Consider the following 15,404-nt stretch of genomic DNA (forward strand, 5'->3'; position numbering starts at 1 on the left):
GGAGTCACCCAATGCGCATCACCGTTGAAGATCACCTGGCGCCCGTATTGGCTCCGCTGCACGTTAACGATGAGGGGCACCCTGTCGGCGAGCCGCTGGAAGACACCAATGACTATCTGGCGCTCGATGAAGAAATGATGAAGGTAGGCTCGTTGCAGCATGCCCACGTCGACTGGGAGACCGCTGAAACGCTGGCCGTGCGGATGCTGAGCGGTAAAGGCAAGGATCTAAAGGTGCTGGGGCACTTAGTACATTGCCTGCAGCATGGCGGGAATGGCGTGCGTTTTGCGCTTTCGTTGCGTCTACTTGCACGCAGCGTGGGCCAGCCCTGGTGGTCGCAGGCTTACCCGTTCGCGGGTAGCCGAGGGGCCAAGCTACGTACCCGTTTATTTCAGCAGTTCATCCAGCGCAGCGTGAAGTTGGTGTCGAGCCTCGATTTTCACAACGCAGAGGATGAGTTTGAGGCCTGCCAGGCATCGCTTGAAGAGCTCCAGCAGCAAGCAGAAGCGAACGCGTTGCCCAGGCAGAACCTGGACGAGCTGAGCCGACAACTGCTTGCCCAACGGCCGACAGCATCAACGTCCACTGCCGAGAAAACGCCGTCGGGCAACACGGTGACTGAACAGCCTGACGCGAATAAACAGGCGGCGACGACAACGCAACCCCCTTCAGCCAAAGCGCCTGAGCTACGCATGGAAGCCGGAAACGAGCGCTCGAATCGGCAAAGCCTGTTGAAGATGGCCGATTTCCTGCTCGAACAAACCCCCGGTGAGCCTTTGGCCTATCGGCTGCGTCGTTTCGCGATCTGGGGCGCGATTCAGGCACTTCCCAATGCCAGGGAGGACGGTAAAACCGAACTGGCGCCTGTTTCAGCCGATCGGGTTGCCGATTACCGCGAAGCGATTGCACGGGGAAGCGATCACGACCTGTGGGAGCGCATTGAGAATAGTTTGACGTTAAGCCCTTATTGGCTGGAAGGGCATCGCTTGAGCGCGGGGGTTGCGAAACAGTTAGGGCACCCACGCTGCGCCGAGGCGATTCGCGAGGAAGCCCAGCGCTTTGTGGAGCGGTTATCGGGTATCGACGCCCTGGCCTTTAATAACGGGGCGGCATTTATTGATGATGAAACAAAGCGGTGGTTATTCAGCAGTTCGCAGGGTGCGGGAGCATCGAGCGACGGAGGGGAAGCGTGGCAGGCAGGCCTGCAAGAAGCTCGCGATGCCATGGCGGATGGCAATGTCGGGGCCGCGTTAAAGGTGCTTGATCAAGGATTGAGTCGTGCCCACTCGCCACGTGATAGCGCCTATTGGCGTTTGGCAAGCGCCGATTTGTTACATGAAGCCGGACTGGAAAGTCTGGCTCAGCAGCACTACCGAACGCTTCATCAAACAGTAACAGCGCTGGCGCTAGAGCAGTGGGAGCCGACATTGGTCTCGCGGCTGGAAGCCGCACTCAATGCATCGCACTGACGATATCGTTAATACAAGGGACGAGGGATAAAGGCTAATGTGGTCAACGTTAAAATCAAAACTGGGCCGCTGGGTGCCGGGATTATCGAGAGCACAAACAGCGCACAATAGTGCCAAGGCCCGGAGCAACAAGGCAAAAGGGCTGTTACGGCTTTCAACGCTGCTTTGGGCGCTTTTGGTGGTGGCGTTATTGATTGCCATTTGGTGGTTAGGGCCGCGCTGGGAGGTCTTCGGCGTGACGCCCCTGGCCCCGCTGACCAACCGCTTGCTAGCGACGTTGGCCATCGTCACCTTGGTCGTCGTGATCTGGGGCGTTCGTCTTGCACGGCGTTTACGCTCGCTGAATGACGAACGCGAGCAGGAAGAGGCCCGCCAACAAGACCCGGTGATGCTCCAGGTCGAACGTCAGGAAACGGCACTCAACAACGTTCTGAGTGAAATTACCGCCAACCTGGGCGGGGGCGATAGTAGCCGATACCGCTTGCCCTGGTACCTGGTCATGGGGGTGGAAAACGCCGGCAAAACCAGCCTTATCAACCGCTCTGGACAGAACTTTGCGTTGACCCATGTGATGAAAGCTTCTGGTCAAAGTACTAAACAAGGGCACCTTGGCTTTGACTGGTGGATCGGTGACCAAGCCGTACTGATCGATCCTGACGGTGAATTGCTCACCCAGGGCGCGATGGAAGGCGGCGAACCCCAAGCGCTTCAGAGTCGGTTATGGGACCACTTTGTGGAGTGGTTGGAACGTAACCGGGCCCAGCGGCCACTCGATGGCGTTGTCTTGGTGCTCGATCTCGCGCGTTTAAGCCATGCCCAGGTCGCCGTGCGCAAGGCCTATGCGGCACTGTTGCGCACCCGGTTGCGCGAACTCATGGAGCGTCACGGCACGCGACTGCCGGTGTATGTCACCTTCAGCAAAATGGATTTGCTGCATGGTTTTGACGACTTCTTCCGGCATTACTCTCGCGCAGCCCGCAAAGCCCCGCTTGGTTTTACGTTTACCCCTGCCTCAATGGAAACCCAAGGGAAGTGGGAAGCCGAATTCGAAGCCGAATACGACGAAATGCTTGCGCGTCTGAACAAGCAGTTGCCCACCATGTTGTCGGAATGCCGAGACCGGGAAGAGCGCGAGTCCGTATTCCGTTTCGTGCGTCAACTGGCCGGTCTGCGCGATGTGCTACTGGGCTTTTTGACCGAGTCGCTTTCCAGCGATCGTTTCTCGACGGCCGCCATGGTGCGCGGTACCTACTTCACCTCGGTCTATCAGCAGGGGGTGCCCGAAGATCCCTTTGTGGGTGCCGCCGCTCGACGCTATGGCATGGATGAAAGCGTTCAGCCTGCACACCGGGCGACGCGCAGCGCTCTCTATTTTACCGAGGAGCTGTTCGAAAATATCATTTATCCCGAAGCGGGGCTGGCAGGTGACAATGCCCGTGTGACCCGGCGTCGGCGCCGTACGCGCAATATTAGCCTGGCGGCCTGCCTGATCATGGGCGTCGTCCTGGTGGGTGGCTGGACGCATTTTTATCAGAAAAACAGCGTTTCCTTATCTGCCGTGGAAGCCCGTGCCGAAACCTTTCTGGCCACTGATCCTGACGCTTTTAGAAGTGATGACCCCACCGGTTATGAACTGCTGGAGCCGCTTGATCGTTTACGCAGCGCGCTGGAAACCTTCGATGAATACCGTACGCACACCCCGTATCTGGCCGATATGGGGCTATATCAGGGGCATGTCATCGGGGCTCAGGTAGAGCGTGCCTACGTGGCGATGCTGGAGCATCAATTCCTGCCTGCACTGATGATCGGCATCATGGATGACATGAACCGCGCCGAAGCGGGCAGCAACGAAAAGCTCGCCCTGCTGCGCGTGCTGCGCATGATGTCTGATGACAGCGGCCGTCAGCCAGACCGGGTGATGCGTTTCATGGCGCGGCGCTGGCAAGGCGACTTTCCCCAGCGGGGCGCGGTCCAGGAGCGTCTCCTGGATCATCTTGACTTCGCCATGGTTCATACCGACCTGGAAGGGCATATCGCGGATGGCAGCCAGCGAGCCGAGCAGGCGATGGAGCCGCTCAGAGGCAGCCTGATCGCCGCACAGGAGGAGCTGTCACGCCAGCCGATTGATGAGCGCGTGTATGAGGCATTGAAAACAGCGGGAAGTCGTGAAGGTGAACCCTTGGATCTACGGCGGCGTGTGGGCACGCTGTTTGATACCGTTTTCATGGCTCGCAACGACAACCCAGACCATGTGACGCTACCGTATTTGCTCACGCGTGAGGGCTTTGAAGACTACTTTTTACAAGAGTTGGAGCATGCCACTGAGTTAGCGCTCATCGATGCGTGGACGCTGGGTCAGCGGGACGACATCAACTTTAGCGACGCTGATAAACAGCAGTTGAAAACCGACCTGCGTGAGCACTATGTCAGTGACTACCATGTCAGTTGGCGCGATGCCCTGCGCGATACCCAACTGGTTCCTCTGCCGGATATTCATCAAGCCATTGTGGTGGCCGACGCCCTGGTGGGGGCCAAGCGTCCACTGGATCGTTTGCTATCGGCCGTTGAGCACAACACAAGCCTTTACCCAGAGCTTCCAGAAGGCGATGAAAAAGCGCGTGAGGCATTAAGGCACTCTCCGCGCTATGAACTCGCTGCCCAGATTGAGCAGCCTTTCACATCCATCAACCAACTCAGCGAAGCCGGCGATGATACTCCGTCTTCACTCGAGGAAATCAAGACAGCGGTCACTGAACTACGTGACTATCTGCTCGATATTGAAGAATCCGGTGACGCTGGTCGCGCTGCCTTTGTGAACGTGCGCGATCGTCTATCGCTGCGGGGTGACGACCCCATCAATAACCTGGAAAAGATAGCCGAAAATACGCCTCAGCCGGTGGGTGGCATGCTGCAAGATCTGGCCGACCAAAGCTGGCAGTTACTGATGGCCAGTGCCACTCGCCACCTTGAACGGCAATGGCTTGACGACGTCGTGGCACCCTACCAGGAGCGGCTGGCCGGGCGTTATCCCCTGGTCCCCAATGCAAGCCAAGACGTGTCGCTGAGCGACTTCGAGGATTTCTTCGCGCCCGACGGCATCCTGGATGCTTTCTATAAAGATAACCTCAAGCCGTTCATTGAGGGTGCCCCCGAACATCTAGTGGACGCTCAGGGTAATTCGATACTGCGTGACAGCGTGCATAGCGCAGTCGACCAGGCAGAGCAGATTCGTCGCGCTTACTTCAGCCGTGATGGTGCTCTGGACGTTGAGTTTGCCCTCGAACCCATCAGCATGAGCCCCGATAAACGGCGAAGCGTGATCAGCGTGGATGGCCAGTTGATCGAGTATGCCCATAGCCCCAGCCAGCGTGTGTCGATGGTATGGCCCAACTCGCTGCGAGGTGGAACGGAGAGCCGCGTCACGATGGTGCCCAGTGAGGTCAACCGCTCGCCCCGCAGCATGACGCGGGATGGTGCCTGGGCATGGTTCCGCTTGCTGGAACAGGCCGATATCACCAACGTCGGCGAGCGTGAGCTGGAACTGCGCTTCAACGTAGACGGCGGCACGATGCGCTATCGCCTGTTTGCCAACGGAGCGCCTAATCCCTTTACGCGCTCACAGGTGACAGGCTTCCAACTGCCGTCAGCCCTCTATGCGGAGCGAGGTAACGATGCTTAAGAAACTTAAGCAGCTGTTTGCCTCGGGTAATACCCGGCCCGCTTCGCACCCTACGCGGCAGAGTGCGAAGCGTGCTCGCCCGTTAGAAGCGGCGCGCGATGAGGATATCGATAAGTTTCTCGAAGCGGTCTATCAGGCGGATGCCAAGGGACATTCGCCCTGGGTGCTGCGTGATAACAGTGTGCTTGAAACATTGCGCCGCGCACTGGAATTCACCGTTCACCGTGGCCTGTGGCTACAGCAAGTAGAGGGCCAAGTGGCGCATTGGCAAGGGCGCCTGCTGGCACTGCATCTTGGCGAGGGACCCCCGCTGGGTATGGTGCTTGCCTGCCGGCCGGATGATGAAGCGGCTTGGCAACTGCGGTTTTTCTACATCAGCCAGGAATGGAAAGGCAGTGGCCATGGCACGCGGCTATTGAGGGCCGTACGCCGCAGCTTGAATGGCGTACCGCTGCAAACACGCCTGCCGGTGTCTTGCCACTCGGCCATCGATAGCCTCGAGGCAGCGGGGTTCACCCGCCAATACGTAGATGCCTTCGACGTCGCCAGCTATGAAGCGCCTGCCATGTGGGATGAATGAGCGGGATGAATAAGCAGGGCGACCAAGCACGAATAAGCAGGATTGCATAAGGAGTAGCGCAATGGGCCAGAAATTTGTACTCGTCGGTGACATGGGGACCGACCACGATGGCTTTCCACCGACGCCGGTTACGGCAGGCAGTGGCACGGTGATGATGGACGGCAAGCCAGTCGCCCGCGTAGGTGACCCCCTGGCACCGCATGACAAACCCGACCATCCGCCGCACCCGCGGGCCATCGCACAGGGTTCAAGCACTATTTTAATCGATGGCAAACCGGCTGCGCTGACGGGCCACGCGGTGGATTGCGGCGGCGTGGTGATTGGCTCTGGCTCAGGGGTGGGAGGAGATCTGACCGGTGTCAGTGGAGCGTCCGCGATGGGATTTATGGCGTCGGCAGCTGCAGCTGCTGCGCCCGCAACTGAGTCGACTAACAATGAGGAGGCTACTTCTTCTGACGCCACATCCCTAAGCTCAGAAGGACGGCAGTGGCTAAAGAGTGTTGAGCGGCTACGCTTGAAACCCTATGACGATCAAACAGGGGAATATATTGAGCAGTGGATGCCCGGTGCCACTATCGGTTATGGACATCTTATCGCTCAACAGGAGTGGTCAATTTATCAAAACGGCATTACTTCAGATCAAGCGGATCAAATTTTTGAAGATGACCTTGCCCCGTTCGTCAATATAGTAAATCGCGTGATTGATGTCCCTCTTAAACCTCACCAATTTGATGCTGCCGTTATGCTGGCTTATAACGCTGGTATTAGTGGTTTCAGCACATCTTCTGCAGCCAAACTAATCAATGACCCTAACACAGAAACACCCTATTCTTCACTTGAGGATGCGTGGAAGGCATGGAATATATCGCAAGGTAAAGTAAATCAAGGTCTGATAAATCGACGTTCCGCAGAATGGGAAATGTTCTCAAAAGGGGTTTATGAAAGATGGTGAAAATATTGAATGCATTAATATGCTTTGTTTTTCTAATGCCTTTTTCTTCAGCTTATGCTGGCGGTGTTGAAGAAGGCGAACTACTGGAGAAACTTTACGGTGTTTACGAAGTGGCCGATATAGAACGATATCGTGGTGGACTAACGAGTAGAGAAGAAGCTTTTAAACAGTTAGATAGATTAGTGAAAGTTAAAAAAGGTGAGTTTTTATTTTGGGATGGAAATATTTATGAAAACCCTATTTATGAAATAAAAGGTCATTCTGTATTGAATATGGAAGGTGATGTGCCTAGTGCAAGTGAAAAGTTTGGGAACTTCTTTGGCTATGGTCAGGAAAGAGAGAAGATTAGAACCCTAAGTGTGTATAGCCAAGAGCCAAATGAGCCCCCTTATATGTTTGAAGTGGTGGAGGGTAACCTTTGGATGTTTTTAGACGGGTGGTTTTACAGGCTTGAGAGAATCCCATCTGACGACAGTGCCCTTTCCTTCAGCAAGAACGCTGACTCCTGCTTAAGCACTGAAACTAGAGTATGAAATCATGATAGGTTTGCAATTTACCTTAACACTCCCCGGGGTTGAGGATATCGCGGTGATCGACTTCACCCACCGCGAAGCGCTCTCCCAGCCTTTCGAGCTGGCGCTGAACCTGGCCAGCCGCGATGGCAGCCTGGATGCCGCCGAGCTGCTGGATCGCGAGGCTTCATTGACGATCTGGCAGGACGGCGAACCGCTGCGCCGTGTGCACGGCATTGTCAGCGAATTTGGCCGGGGCGACCGCGGCCATCGGCGTACCTTCTACTCCCTGGTGCTGCGCCCGGCGCTATGGCGGCTCTCGCTGCGCCACAACTCGCGGATTTTTCAGAAAGTCGATCCGCTGACCATCATCAATACCCTCTGCGATGAGCGGGGCATTCGCGACGTGGCCTTTGCGGTCACTCGCGAGCTTGCCGAGCGTGAGTACTTCGTGCAGTACCGCGAGACCGACCTCGCCTTTATCGAGCGCCTGGCCGCCGAAGAGGGGCTTTTTTACTTCCATGAGTTTGAGGACAGTGACAACGGCGCCCATCGGCTGATCTTCGCCGACGACCCCCAGGTGCTGACCCATCTTGGCGAGCGCACGTACCACAGCCGCGCCGGTGGCACCGCGCCCACACGTCATGTGCGTAAACTCAGCCATACCGCCAGGGTGGCGAGTTCGTCCGCCACGCTGAAAGACTACAGCTTTAAAAATCCCGCCTATGCGCAGCTCCACGACCACCTGGGCCGTGATGTGGAAGGCCATGGACAGCAGGGCGTCGTTGATAAAGGGTACGAACACTACGACTACCCCGGTCGCTATAAGCAGGATGCTTCAGGCGAGCCCTTTACCCGTATTCGCCTGGAACAGCTGCGCCGGGAAGCGATCACCGCCAGCGCCGAAAGCGACTTGCCCGAACTCGCCCCCGGCCTGCGCTTTAGCCTGACGGATCACGACGCCGACAGCCTCAACCGCGACTGGCAGGCTATCAGTGTTCTTCACCACGGCGAACAGCCTCAAGCGCTGGAAGAGGATGGCATCACGCAGGGCGACGCTGCCGGGATGACCCGCTACCACAACCAGGTCACGTTGATTCCCGGCGATGCACCCTGGCGGGCGTCCCCCAACCCCAAGCCCCGTGTCGATGGCCCCCAGGTCGCCTTTGTGGTTGGCCCGGAAGGCGAAGAGATTCACTGCGACGAGCACGGCTGGGTCAAGGTCCAGTTCCCCTGGGACCGCTACGCTGAATCCAATGAAACGGCCAGCTGCTGGGTGCGAGTTGCCCAGGGCTGGGCAGGCGGCGGCTATGGCAGCATCGCCATTCCGCGTATCGGCCATGAGGTGATTGTCTCGTTTCTGGAGGGCGACCCGGATCAACCCTTGGTTACCGGGCGAACCTATCACGCCGTGAATACCGCGCCTTACTCGCTGCCGGAACACAAGACTCGCACCGTCATCCGCACCCAAAGCCACAAGGCCGACGGCTTTAACGAACTGCGCTTTGAAGACGAAGCGGGCGAAGAGCAAATCTGGCTCCACGCCCAGAAAGACCTGGAGCTGCTGACGCTTAATGACCGCACCGAAGAGATCCGCCGCGACAGCCATATCAAGGTTCAAAACGACCGCATCAGCGAGATCGACAACGACGATCACCACACGGTGCATAACAACCGCCACACGAAGGTAGACGGCGACGACCACCTGATGATCGACGGCACTCGTCATGAAAAGGTCGGCCGAGCGCAACTGCTGGAAGCCGGGCAGGAGGTGCACCACAAGGCGGGCATGAAGGTCGTGATCGAAGCAGGCGCCGAAATTACCCTCAAGGCCGGGGGAAGCTTCCTGAAAATCGATCCCAGCGGCATCACCATTGTCGGCCCGCAGGTCAAGATCAACTCCGGGGGCAGTCCTGGCAGTGGGAGTAGGCAGGCCGCGCAGGGACCCCTTCTCTCGCTTAACGCTGAAACTGAGAACCATGAAGCGGTACTTCCCGTTTTTCCTAACTCATCAGAGCAGCTAAAACAAGTCGCGAAAGAGGGGCAACTTCTCAGTGCTCAATGCTATCAGCAGGCAGACGGCAGCTGTCCATTAGCTTCATGCCCATGTAAATAAAGGTTATGCAATGAGTGAGTATTCAGTGTTAGAGATGTTGCATAAGAAAGAAGACGAATCGGTATTTATATTGCTTGATGGGGCTGTCTTTCCAGCAATGCAACGGGTATATAGTTACGAAATGTCGCCTCAGGTTTCACCTATTTACTATGGAACTCGGCATGGGGCATCTTTAGATGCAAGTCCTTGCTTATATCAGCCTAGTGGCGAAAGTGAAGTATGGAACTGTGAGGAGCACTGGCGTACTCAAGGAGTGGTTTTTGTAAGCGCTTGCTCTTACTTTGAAGTGCTCGATTATTTAAAGAGCTTGATAAGCGTACGCCTTCCTAATAATCAGCTAGCCTATTGGAGATTTTATTCTCCTGAATGGTTGTCAAAAATAATGAAGGCGCTGAGTGATGAGGACTTTTCAAAGTTTAATGGCCCGGTGAATCAATGGGCGGCGTATGTCGACGGTCGCTGGGAACTATATGATGCTGTCAGCCATAGTTCTGTTGAGACAAATAAAGAGGAAGGGTGGTTTCAGCTGTCTCAAAATTGCATAGAAAAACTAAAAAACGCAAAGAAAGAAGAGTTTTACATTCGCTTGGAGGAAAAGCTGGCTAGTGAAATAAGCAATGTGAGTTTTGAGGGTCTGTGCAGGGAAGACGTTTTAAAAACTGTTGCTATAGCCGAAAGTCTGGGTTTTAAAAGTAATTATGAAATTGAGTGGTTCACTGTCACGAATTATAAATACCCTGGCTTAATGAGCAGATCTGATATCAAAAAATCAATTGAAAATATCGAAGTGGCAGCGCTCGAGCGACAGCTTCAAGTCGAAGAAGCTATTTGGGGAATTAAAGAAGAAAGGACGGATTGATGGGCTATATAGTGCAAAGCGGTGATACGTTAAGTGGGATTGCTAGAGACAAAGCGGTATCAATTTCTGCTATTATGGAGCTGAATCCAGCTCTAGATAATCCAAATAGACTGCAAGCTGATACGGAGTTAATCCTTCCAGACACTAGTGAAATACATGATCGCAACTGTCCTGATGATATCATGGCTGATAGCCCTTGCGTGGAGCAAGATGAGGTCGAGCCAGGATTCTATGTTGTGGAGCGACCACAAACAGTTGGAGAACTAAAAGAACACTTATTTGCAAGCAATCTCAGTAGTGAAGTGGATGCTATGCTTGAGCGCTTAAACCCGCAGTTGGGTGAAGGCGTTTTTCCTGGACAAGTTATTGTTCTAAGCGATCCAAGAAGCATGCAATGCACGCGTGAAGAAACACTTCTGATGCAAGTCGCGAGCGACGTCAATAAAATAAACGCTGAGTTAACTCACGAGGAAGCTCAACATACGGTTGATTACTATAATTTATTAGGGGCTGCAACGGGCGGTGCCGGAGCTGCTATAGGCAATACTGCTAAGGGTATAGAAAAACATGCTAGCCAAGTTAAGGCGAAACTAAATCAGTTGGAAGCGCTGTACCAGCGTACTTATGAACGAACAGGGAGGCTTAATAGTCCTGAGTTTTATGCTAGCCGTCAAAATTTATTCAGAGATCTAGATGCGCTGCTTGACCGGGTAACGCGGATGGGGTTAGGCATACCCGAGCATCCTAATTTACGCCATGCGCTTGGAGTAACGACGAAGACAACAGTTCATCATTGGCGACAGGCAGGGTCGGCAGCGTCGGGAATACCTGGATACGCAGATAACTATGTAGGCATTGCTAATGCGAGCAAATGGATGGGAAGAGCCGGTTACTTAGGGCTTGGATTCAGTGCATTTTCAGCATATTCAAATACAGTGGAAGCCTGTACCTCTGGGCGTGAAGAAGAGTGCCAAAGGGCTCGAATTCGAGAGGGGGCCAGTTTTGGTGGGGGGCTTGCAGGTGGTGCAGTGGCAGGTGGTGCTGCGGGTTATTTTGCCGGTGGGATGTGCGTGGCGCTGGGTGTTTCTAGTGCTGGCGTAGGCGCTCTAGTGTGCGGTCTAGTCGTGGTTGGCGGCGCTGGGTATGTTGGTGGTGACGTAGGTGGAAAACTAGGTGGGCTAGGTGGAGAGTCGTTGGGGGAGTTTATATACGGTAACGAAAATGAATGAATTTAATATGGTTTTTGGTTTGTTTGTAGTTTTCGTAATAGCTGTTGCTGTTTTGTCACTTGTAATATGGGGAGTGATGTTGCTTTTTTATATGGAAACAATAGATCGGTATTTCGATAGCCCCGACTTTCCACATAGAGGTATTAAAGGCTTATGGCCTTGGGAAATGGGTAGAGCGGCAAGCTATGGATTTTTTTTATTTTTCCGAAACTCTAGGTTTGTCCGAAAGAAATTTCCGCATGCTTTCGAAACGGTTGAACTAGCTAAGGTGCCTAGGAAAATAAAATTTATTGTAGCGTTTCCTATCTGCACTTATATTCCTTGTGCGTTGTTTATACTCGCGGGAGGGAGTTTTTTATACATAAAGGAATGGTTCTTTTGAGTCCGTGAAGTTATTTAATAAATATGATTGATTTAAGTTGCATTGTTAGTAGTTTTAGGATTTTTATTAAAGGTGATAAGTGGCTAAAAAGTACGCTCCTCGTAAAGTATTAGCTACTAAGCGGTAGCTGGCTCTATAACCACTACAGCATCAGCCGTCATGACGAATGGCTACTGTCAACGCCTTGGAGCCAGGATGCCTCTAAGGCCGGCAATGATACGCTTGAAAGGTATCAGGCGAGGTTACAAGAGATTGCCCAGGCGCCCAAAGTCAATGTCAGTATTGAAGAAGCTGACAGCTGGTGGCGGAGGCAAATAAACGGACCAGAATCGGTCGATTTTAAACTTGCCTTACCTATCAGCCTGCAGGACCTCACAGCACCGTTTGGCGGCAAAGCGCCGGTGCGTCTTTCCCTGGGCGGCTACCAGGTGCAACCTGAAGATGGTGGGCGAGATTATCGGCCTGAGCGCTGGGTGACGGCTACCGATAAAATCGTGGAAAGCTTGACGCTTGCTGATAAAGCGCCACTCGCTTTTGCCCTGCCTCGGCCCGAGCCATTGAGCTCAATATCGGCGCGCCCCACCCATAATGTTTTTGCCGTTCGGCTGGAAGTGCTGGGCAGCGATGGCCAGTATCAGGCTAATGATTATCATATTTACGTGTCGCCTGCTGGCGGCGGAGGGGACTACCGGTGATTTTCAACCCAGTTGTCCAAATAGCTGCCTCTAAGCAGCCTGTTTATTACGCTCGACTTCCTGCAGCTTGCCAGGGTTGAGCGCTACCGAACCGGGTACTTCCCAGTTTCGTGTGTTGCCTGACCAGCGCTGTGGATGTCGGCGCTTAGCTCTTTCATAAACCGCTTTGCGATGCTCAAGACGTTCTCGGTCGGCACCTTGATGCCGATCAGCGGGCGTCACGTACCGAATGCCACTGTGCAGGTGCTGTTCGTTGTAAGCGCGTTCGAACGTCAGCATCCAGTCACGTACCGCGTTCAGCGATGCAAAGCCCTTTGTGGGCCACGCTGGACAATACTTGACGGTGCGGAACAACGCTTCCGAGTAAGGGTTGTCATTGCTCACTCTCGGTCGACTGTAAGACATCAACATCCCCAGCTCTGTTAACCTCGCTTTAAGCGTATAAGACGTCATCGGTGCGCCGTTATCCGAGTGCAGCACTGGAGGCTGGTGCCAGCAGCCTTCGCGCAATAAAGCGCGTTCCAGCAGGTGTTTCGCTAACTCGCCTGATTCCGCCTCGTGGACTTCCCAGGCGATGATTTTGCGACTGTAGATATCCATGATCAGATAGAGATACCAGTGCTGGCCACGCACAACGGAAGAGCAATAGCTGATGTCCCAGCACCAGACTTGGTTGGGTCCGGTTGCTGTGAAGCTCGTCGGCTCAGGCACTGGGCGGCGTGGCTTCATTCGCCCTCGATGGTGCTGCTGTTGGTGCTTTTTCAGTACCCGGTAAAACGACGACTCGGAAGCCAAGTAGACCCCTTGATCTGCCAGTAACGGCACGATCTGAGACGGTGGCAGGCTCTGATACTCGGAGCGATTGCAGGCACTCAAAATAGCCTGTTCCTCCTCGTGAGTCAGTTGATGCGGCTGACTGCCTTGTACCGCGTGTGGGCGCTGATCCTCAGCCACCGCGCCACACCCAGAACGCCAGCGTTTCAGCGTGCGCTCGCTCACGTCTATCATCGCCGCTGCTTGATAACGGGAAGCGCCCCCGGTGACCGCTTCATCAAACAACGTAATGAGCCTTGCACGTTCCTCAAGAGGCGTCAGTCGTCCTCGCCGCTGTTCGGGTCTTCGCCGTACAAGGCGTCGAGCTTTTTTGAGAGCACCAGTAACGATGTCGTTTCCGCTAGGGCTCTGTCTTTGCGACGCACTTCCGCTTTGAGCTGTTTGATCGTCTTACGGTCTTGTTTACGCTGCTTTTGTGCCGTTTTTTGCTGGTCTTCTTGTTGGCCAGCGCCCTGGAGACAAGCGGCTTTCCACTGTTGGATCTGCTCGGGATACAGGCCTTTTTCGCGGCAGTAAGCACCAAGCTCTGTTTCTGACAGGGTGGCGGTTTCGATGACCACGGCAAGCTTGGCGTCAGGCGACCACTCGTTGTCGCTTTGGGTGTAACCCGGCACAGGCACTCCTTTTTCTCGACACTGTTTTAACCAACTATACAGCGTCGCGTCAGAGATGCCTTCTTCAGTGGCGACAGATACCACACTGCGATTATGGGGTGGCAACAACTTTTTCAGTACAACAGCTTTACGCTCTTTAGAATAACGTGGCACACGCGCTCCATGCCGCTCCCTCTGGATTTGATTTAGGCGATATCGCCAACCGGACAACTAGGCTGACAGAGGGGGCTACACACCATCGGATGTTGCTATTCGTGGCGAGGAAGCCCCCTGGCGATACATTGATCCCCTTCTTTTTACTTGATTTAAGGCTCCCCTATGTCGGCCAAACAAAATCCAACGCCGCGCCCTGATATCCTCCGGCCCCACCGGGCTGGAGATATTGAGTCCTTTCCAGGTGGCAAGGTTATTTACCTGTCGCCGTCTCCTTTGCCCACAAAATCCGCACCTCTGGATTTCAACCAGGCGATTGGGGAAGTGAACGATGCTTATTTGGATTTCGGAGGCAGCCTTCCCACGCCCTTCACTTGGCAGTTCACGTTAGGCATACCCTTTATAGGTTTTTTAATGTTGGTTTTTGTTATCCCAATGTTGGGGGGGGGCTAATGTGGATAACAGGAAAGGATATCGCACTATTTTACGTAGGGATTGCTGGGCTCTTTAATGAGGTATTTGCTCAGGCCGTAGTGTTCTCGACATTGGTATTACTATTAGCCTTAGTGATTAAAGCCCACTACCACTTTAAGTTTCGTGAGGCTGTGCCAACTCGCTTCCACCGCCAGCGTCGCGAGGTTGCTTTTGCGCCGGGCGACGGAAAGCCGCCTATCATCGTGCCCTGGGAGAGTGTGGCGGCCTGGGTGACTGAGGCGCAGGGTATGACGCAATACGGTGTGCAGCGTCAGTATGGCTTGGGGATAGGCTTTATCGAGCCTGAAACAGGGCAGCAGCACTTTCTTGAATTATCACAGCCCGGCATGCCATTGGCATTGGGGCTTTGGGAAGCGGTGCGGGCTTACATGGAGTACGAGGTCAACACCCGCGAGGAACTCCAAGACCCGCACGGGCTGCATCGCCCCGGCGATCCGCCCTACGAAGGCGTGCATACCTTCCACAATGCCCGGCACCGTCTGCACCGTCGCTACCGCGAGGGCGACATTGGGCTGTTCAAGGTCACGATGTGGTACCTGTGGCACATTATCGACCTATGGACGATTCCCTTCCATCTTGCCGAATGGGAAATAAGCACCATCCAAAAAGCCGGTCAGAAGACGCTACCAGCGAGTCTTGATGAGTGGTCGCAACCTCTTCCTGAAGAACAGTGGGCCAAGCCTAGCGCAGAGCTCACGCGCCTATCAAAAGAAGTCAGACAGCGCCATGCCCAGCAGCCAAACCGGCCGATCACCGCTATCTTCGCCGAGGTTTATGCAGAGGAAACATCACTCTCAGCCTAAGGAGGCTGGGGGAAGCAGCGCATTATACATGG

General features: G+C 54.5%; 13 protein-coding genes. 12 read left to right on the top strand and 1 reads right to left on the bottom strand.

What is annotated here, in order from left to right:
- The first annotated feature begins 11 nt into the window (after positions 1 to 11).
- The 10 genes from tssA (at position 12) to HXW73_RS02070 (ending at position 12,473) form a co-directional block, all read left to right on the top strand.
- Positions 12 to 1,469, top strand: a complete 1,458-nt coding sequence (tssA, locus tag HXW73_RS02020; protein WP_186254666.1) for a type VI secretion system protein TssA — start codon at positions 12 to 14, stop codon at positions 1,467 to 1,469.
- Positions 1,470 to 1,506: 37 nt separating this feature from the next.
- Positions 1,507 to 5,148: a type VI secretion system membrane subunit TssM gene (tssM, locus tag HXW73_RS02025; protein ID WP_186254667.1), complete on the top strand. Its 3,642-nt coding sequence runs from the start codon at positions 1,507 to 1,509 to the stop codon at positions 5,146 to 5,148.
- Positions 5,141 to 5,728 (top strand): GNAT family N-acetyltransferase, encoded by a 588-nt coding sequence (locus tag HXW73_RS02030; RefSeq protein WP_186254668.1) that lies wholly within the window; start codon positions 5,141 to 5,143, stop codon positions 5,726 to 5,728. Before tssM ends, HXW73_RS02030 begins: the two co-directional genes overlap by 8 nt.
- A gap of 61 nt (positions 5,729 to 5,789) precedes the next feature.
- A complete protein-coding gene (locus HXW73_RS17775) occupies positions 5,790 to 6,680 on the top strand; it encodes a type VI secretion system PAAR protein (RefSeq protein WP_222105020.1) in 891 nt (296 codons plus the stop codon).
- A complete protein-coding gene (locus HXW73_RS02045) occupies positions 6,674 to 7,213 on the top strand; it encodes a hypothetical protein (protein WP_186254669.1) in 540 nt (179 codons plus the stop codon). The genes HXW73_RS17775 and HXW73_RS02045 overlap by 7 nt, the downstream gene beginning before the upstream one ends.
- A gap of 4 nt (positions 7,214 to 7,217) precedes the next feature.
- The gene (locus tag HXW73_RS02050; protein ID WP_186254670.1) at positions 7,218 to 9,308 is read left to right on the top strand and encodes a type VI secretion system Vgr family protein; all 2,091 of its coding nucleotides are present in this window, start codon (positions 7,218 to 7,220) and stop codon (positions 9,306 to 9,308) included.
- Between the two features lie 10 nt (positions 9,309 to 9,318).
- Positions 9,319 to 10,167 (top strand): DUF4123 domain-containing protein, encoded by an 849-nt coding sequence (locus HXW73_RS02055; RefSeq protein ID WP_186254671.1) that lies wholly within the window; start codon positions 9,319 to 9,321, stop codon positions 10,165 to 10,167.
- Complete coding sequence (locus tag HXW73_RS02060) at positions 10,167 to 11,396, top strand: LysM peptidoglycan-binding domain-containing protein (protein ID WP_186254672.1); 1,230 nt, start codon at positions 10,167 to 10,169, stop codon at positions 11,394 to 11,396. The genes HXW73_RS02055 and HXW73_RS02060 overlap by 1 nt, the downstream gene beginning before the upstream one ends.
- On the top strand, positions 11,389 to 11,778 hold the full coding sequence (locus HXW73_RS02065) for a hypothetical protein (protein ID WP_186254673.1): 390 nt from the start codon (positions 11,389 to 11,391) through the stop codon (positions 11,776 to 11,778). Before HXW73_RS02060 ends, HXW73_RS02065 begins: the two co-directional genes overlap by 8 nt.
- A 401-nt stretch (positions 11,779 to 12,179) precedes the next feature.
- Complete coding sequence (locus HXW73_RS02070; protein ID WP_186254674.1) at positions 12,180 to 12,473, top strand: hypothetical protein; 294 nt, start codon at positions 12,180 to 12,182, stop codon at positions 12,471 to 12,473.
- 30 nt (positions 12,474 to 12,503) lie between these two features.
- Here the strand turns inward: HXW73_RS02070 and HXW73_RS02075 are convergent.
- Positions 12,504 to 14,074, bottom strand: a protein-coding gene (locus tag HXW73_RS02075) for an IS3 family transposase (protein WP_446718989.1) whose coding sequence is annotated in 2 segments (ribosomal slippage) — positions 12,504 to 13,621 and positions 13,621 to 14,074 — 1,572 coding nt in all. Because the reading frame shifts where the segments join, the coding sequence is not laid out codon by codon here.
- Positions 14,075 to 14,239: 165 nt separating this feature from the next.
- Between HXW73_RS02075 and HXW73_RS02080 the strand changes: the two genes are divergently transcribed.
- Both HXW73_RS02080 and HXW73_RS17810 read left to right on the top strand, forming a co-directional pair.
- Positions 14,240 to 14,527, top strand: coding sequence for a hypothetical protein (locus HXW73_RS02080; protein WP_186254675.1), 288 nt, complete (start codon positions 14,240 to 14,242; stop codon positions 14,525 to 14,527).
- Positions 14,527 to 15,372 (top strand): hypothetical protein, encoded by an 846-nt coding sequence (locus tag HXW73_RS17810; protein ID WP_240538685.1) that lies wholly within the window; start codon positions 14,527 to 14,529, stop codon positions 15,370 to 15,372. Before HXW73_RS02080 ends, HXW73_RS17810 begins: the two co-directional genes overlap by 1 nt.
- Positions 15,373 to 15,404 lie beyond the last annotated feature (32 nt).

Origin of the sequence: Halomonas sp. SH5A2, assembly GCF_014263395.1 — a bacterium.
Lineage (GTDB): Bacteria > Pseudomonadota > Gammaproteobacteria > Pseudomonadales > Halomonadaceae > Vreelandella.

Coding starts and splice junctions, on each gene's coding strand:
- HXW73_RS02055 (WP_186254671.1), top strand. CDS start 9,319: ATGAGTGAGTATTCAGTGTTAGAGATGTTGCATAAGAAAGAAGACGAA.
- HXW73_RS17775 (WP_222105020.1), top strand. CDS start 5,790: ATGGGCCAGAAATTTGTACTCGTCGGTGACATGGGGACCGACCACGAT.
- HXW73_RS02050 (WP_186254670.1), top strand. CDS start 7,218: ATGATAGGTTTGCAATTTACCTTAACACTCCCCGGGGTTGAGGATATC.
- HXW73_RS02060 (WP_186254672.1), top strand. CDS start 10,167: ATGGGCTATATAGTGCAAAGCGGTGATACGTTAAGTGGGATTGCTAGA.
- tssM (WP_186254667.1), top strand. CDS start 1,507: ATGTGGTCAACGTTAAAATCAAAACTGGGCCGCTGGGTGCCGGGATTA.
- HXW73_RS02080 (WP_186254675.1), top strand. CDS start 14,240: ATGTCGGCCAAACAAAATCCAACGCCGCGCCCTGATATCCTCCGGCCC.
- HXW73_RS02030 (WP_186254668.1), top strand. CDS start 5,141: ATGCTTAAGAAACTTAAGCAGCTGTTTGCCTCGGGTAATACCCGGCCC.
- HXW73_RS17810 (WP_240538685.1), top strand. CDS start 14,527: ATGTGGATAACAGGAAAGGATATCGCACTATTTTACGTAGGGATTGCT.
- HXW73_RS02045 (WP_186254669.1), top strand. CDS start 6,674: ATGGTGAAAATATTGAATGCATTAATATGCTTTGTTTTTCTAATGCCT.
- tssA (WP_186254666.1), top strand. CDS start 12: ATGCGCATCACCGTTGAAGATCACCTGGCGCCCGTATTGGCTCCGCTG.
- HXW73_RS02065 (WP_186254673.1), top strand. CDS start 11,389: ATGAATGAATTTAATATGGTTTTTGGTTTGTTTGTAGTTTTCGTAATA.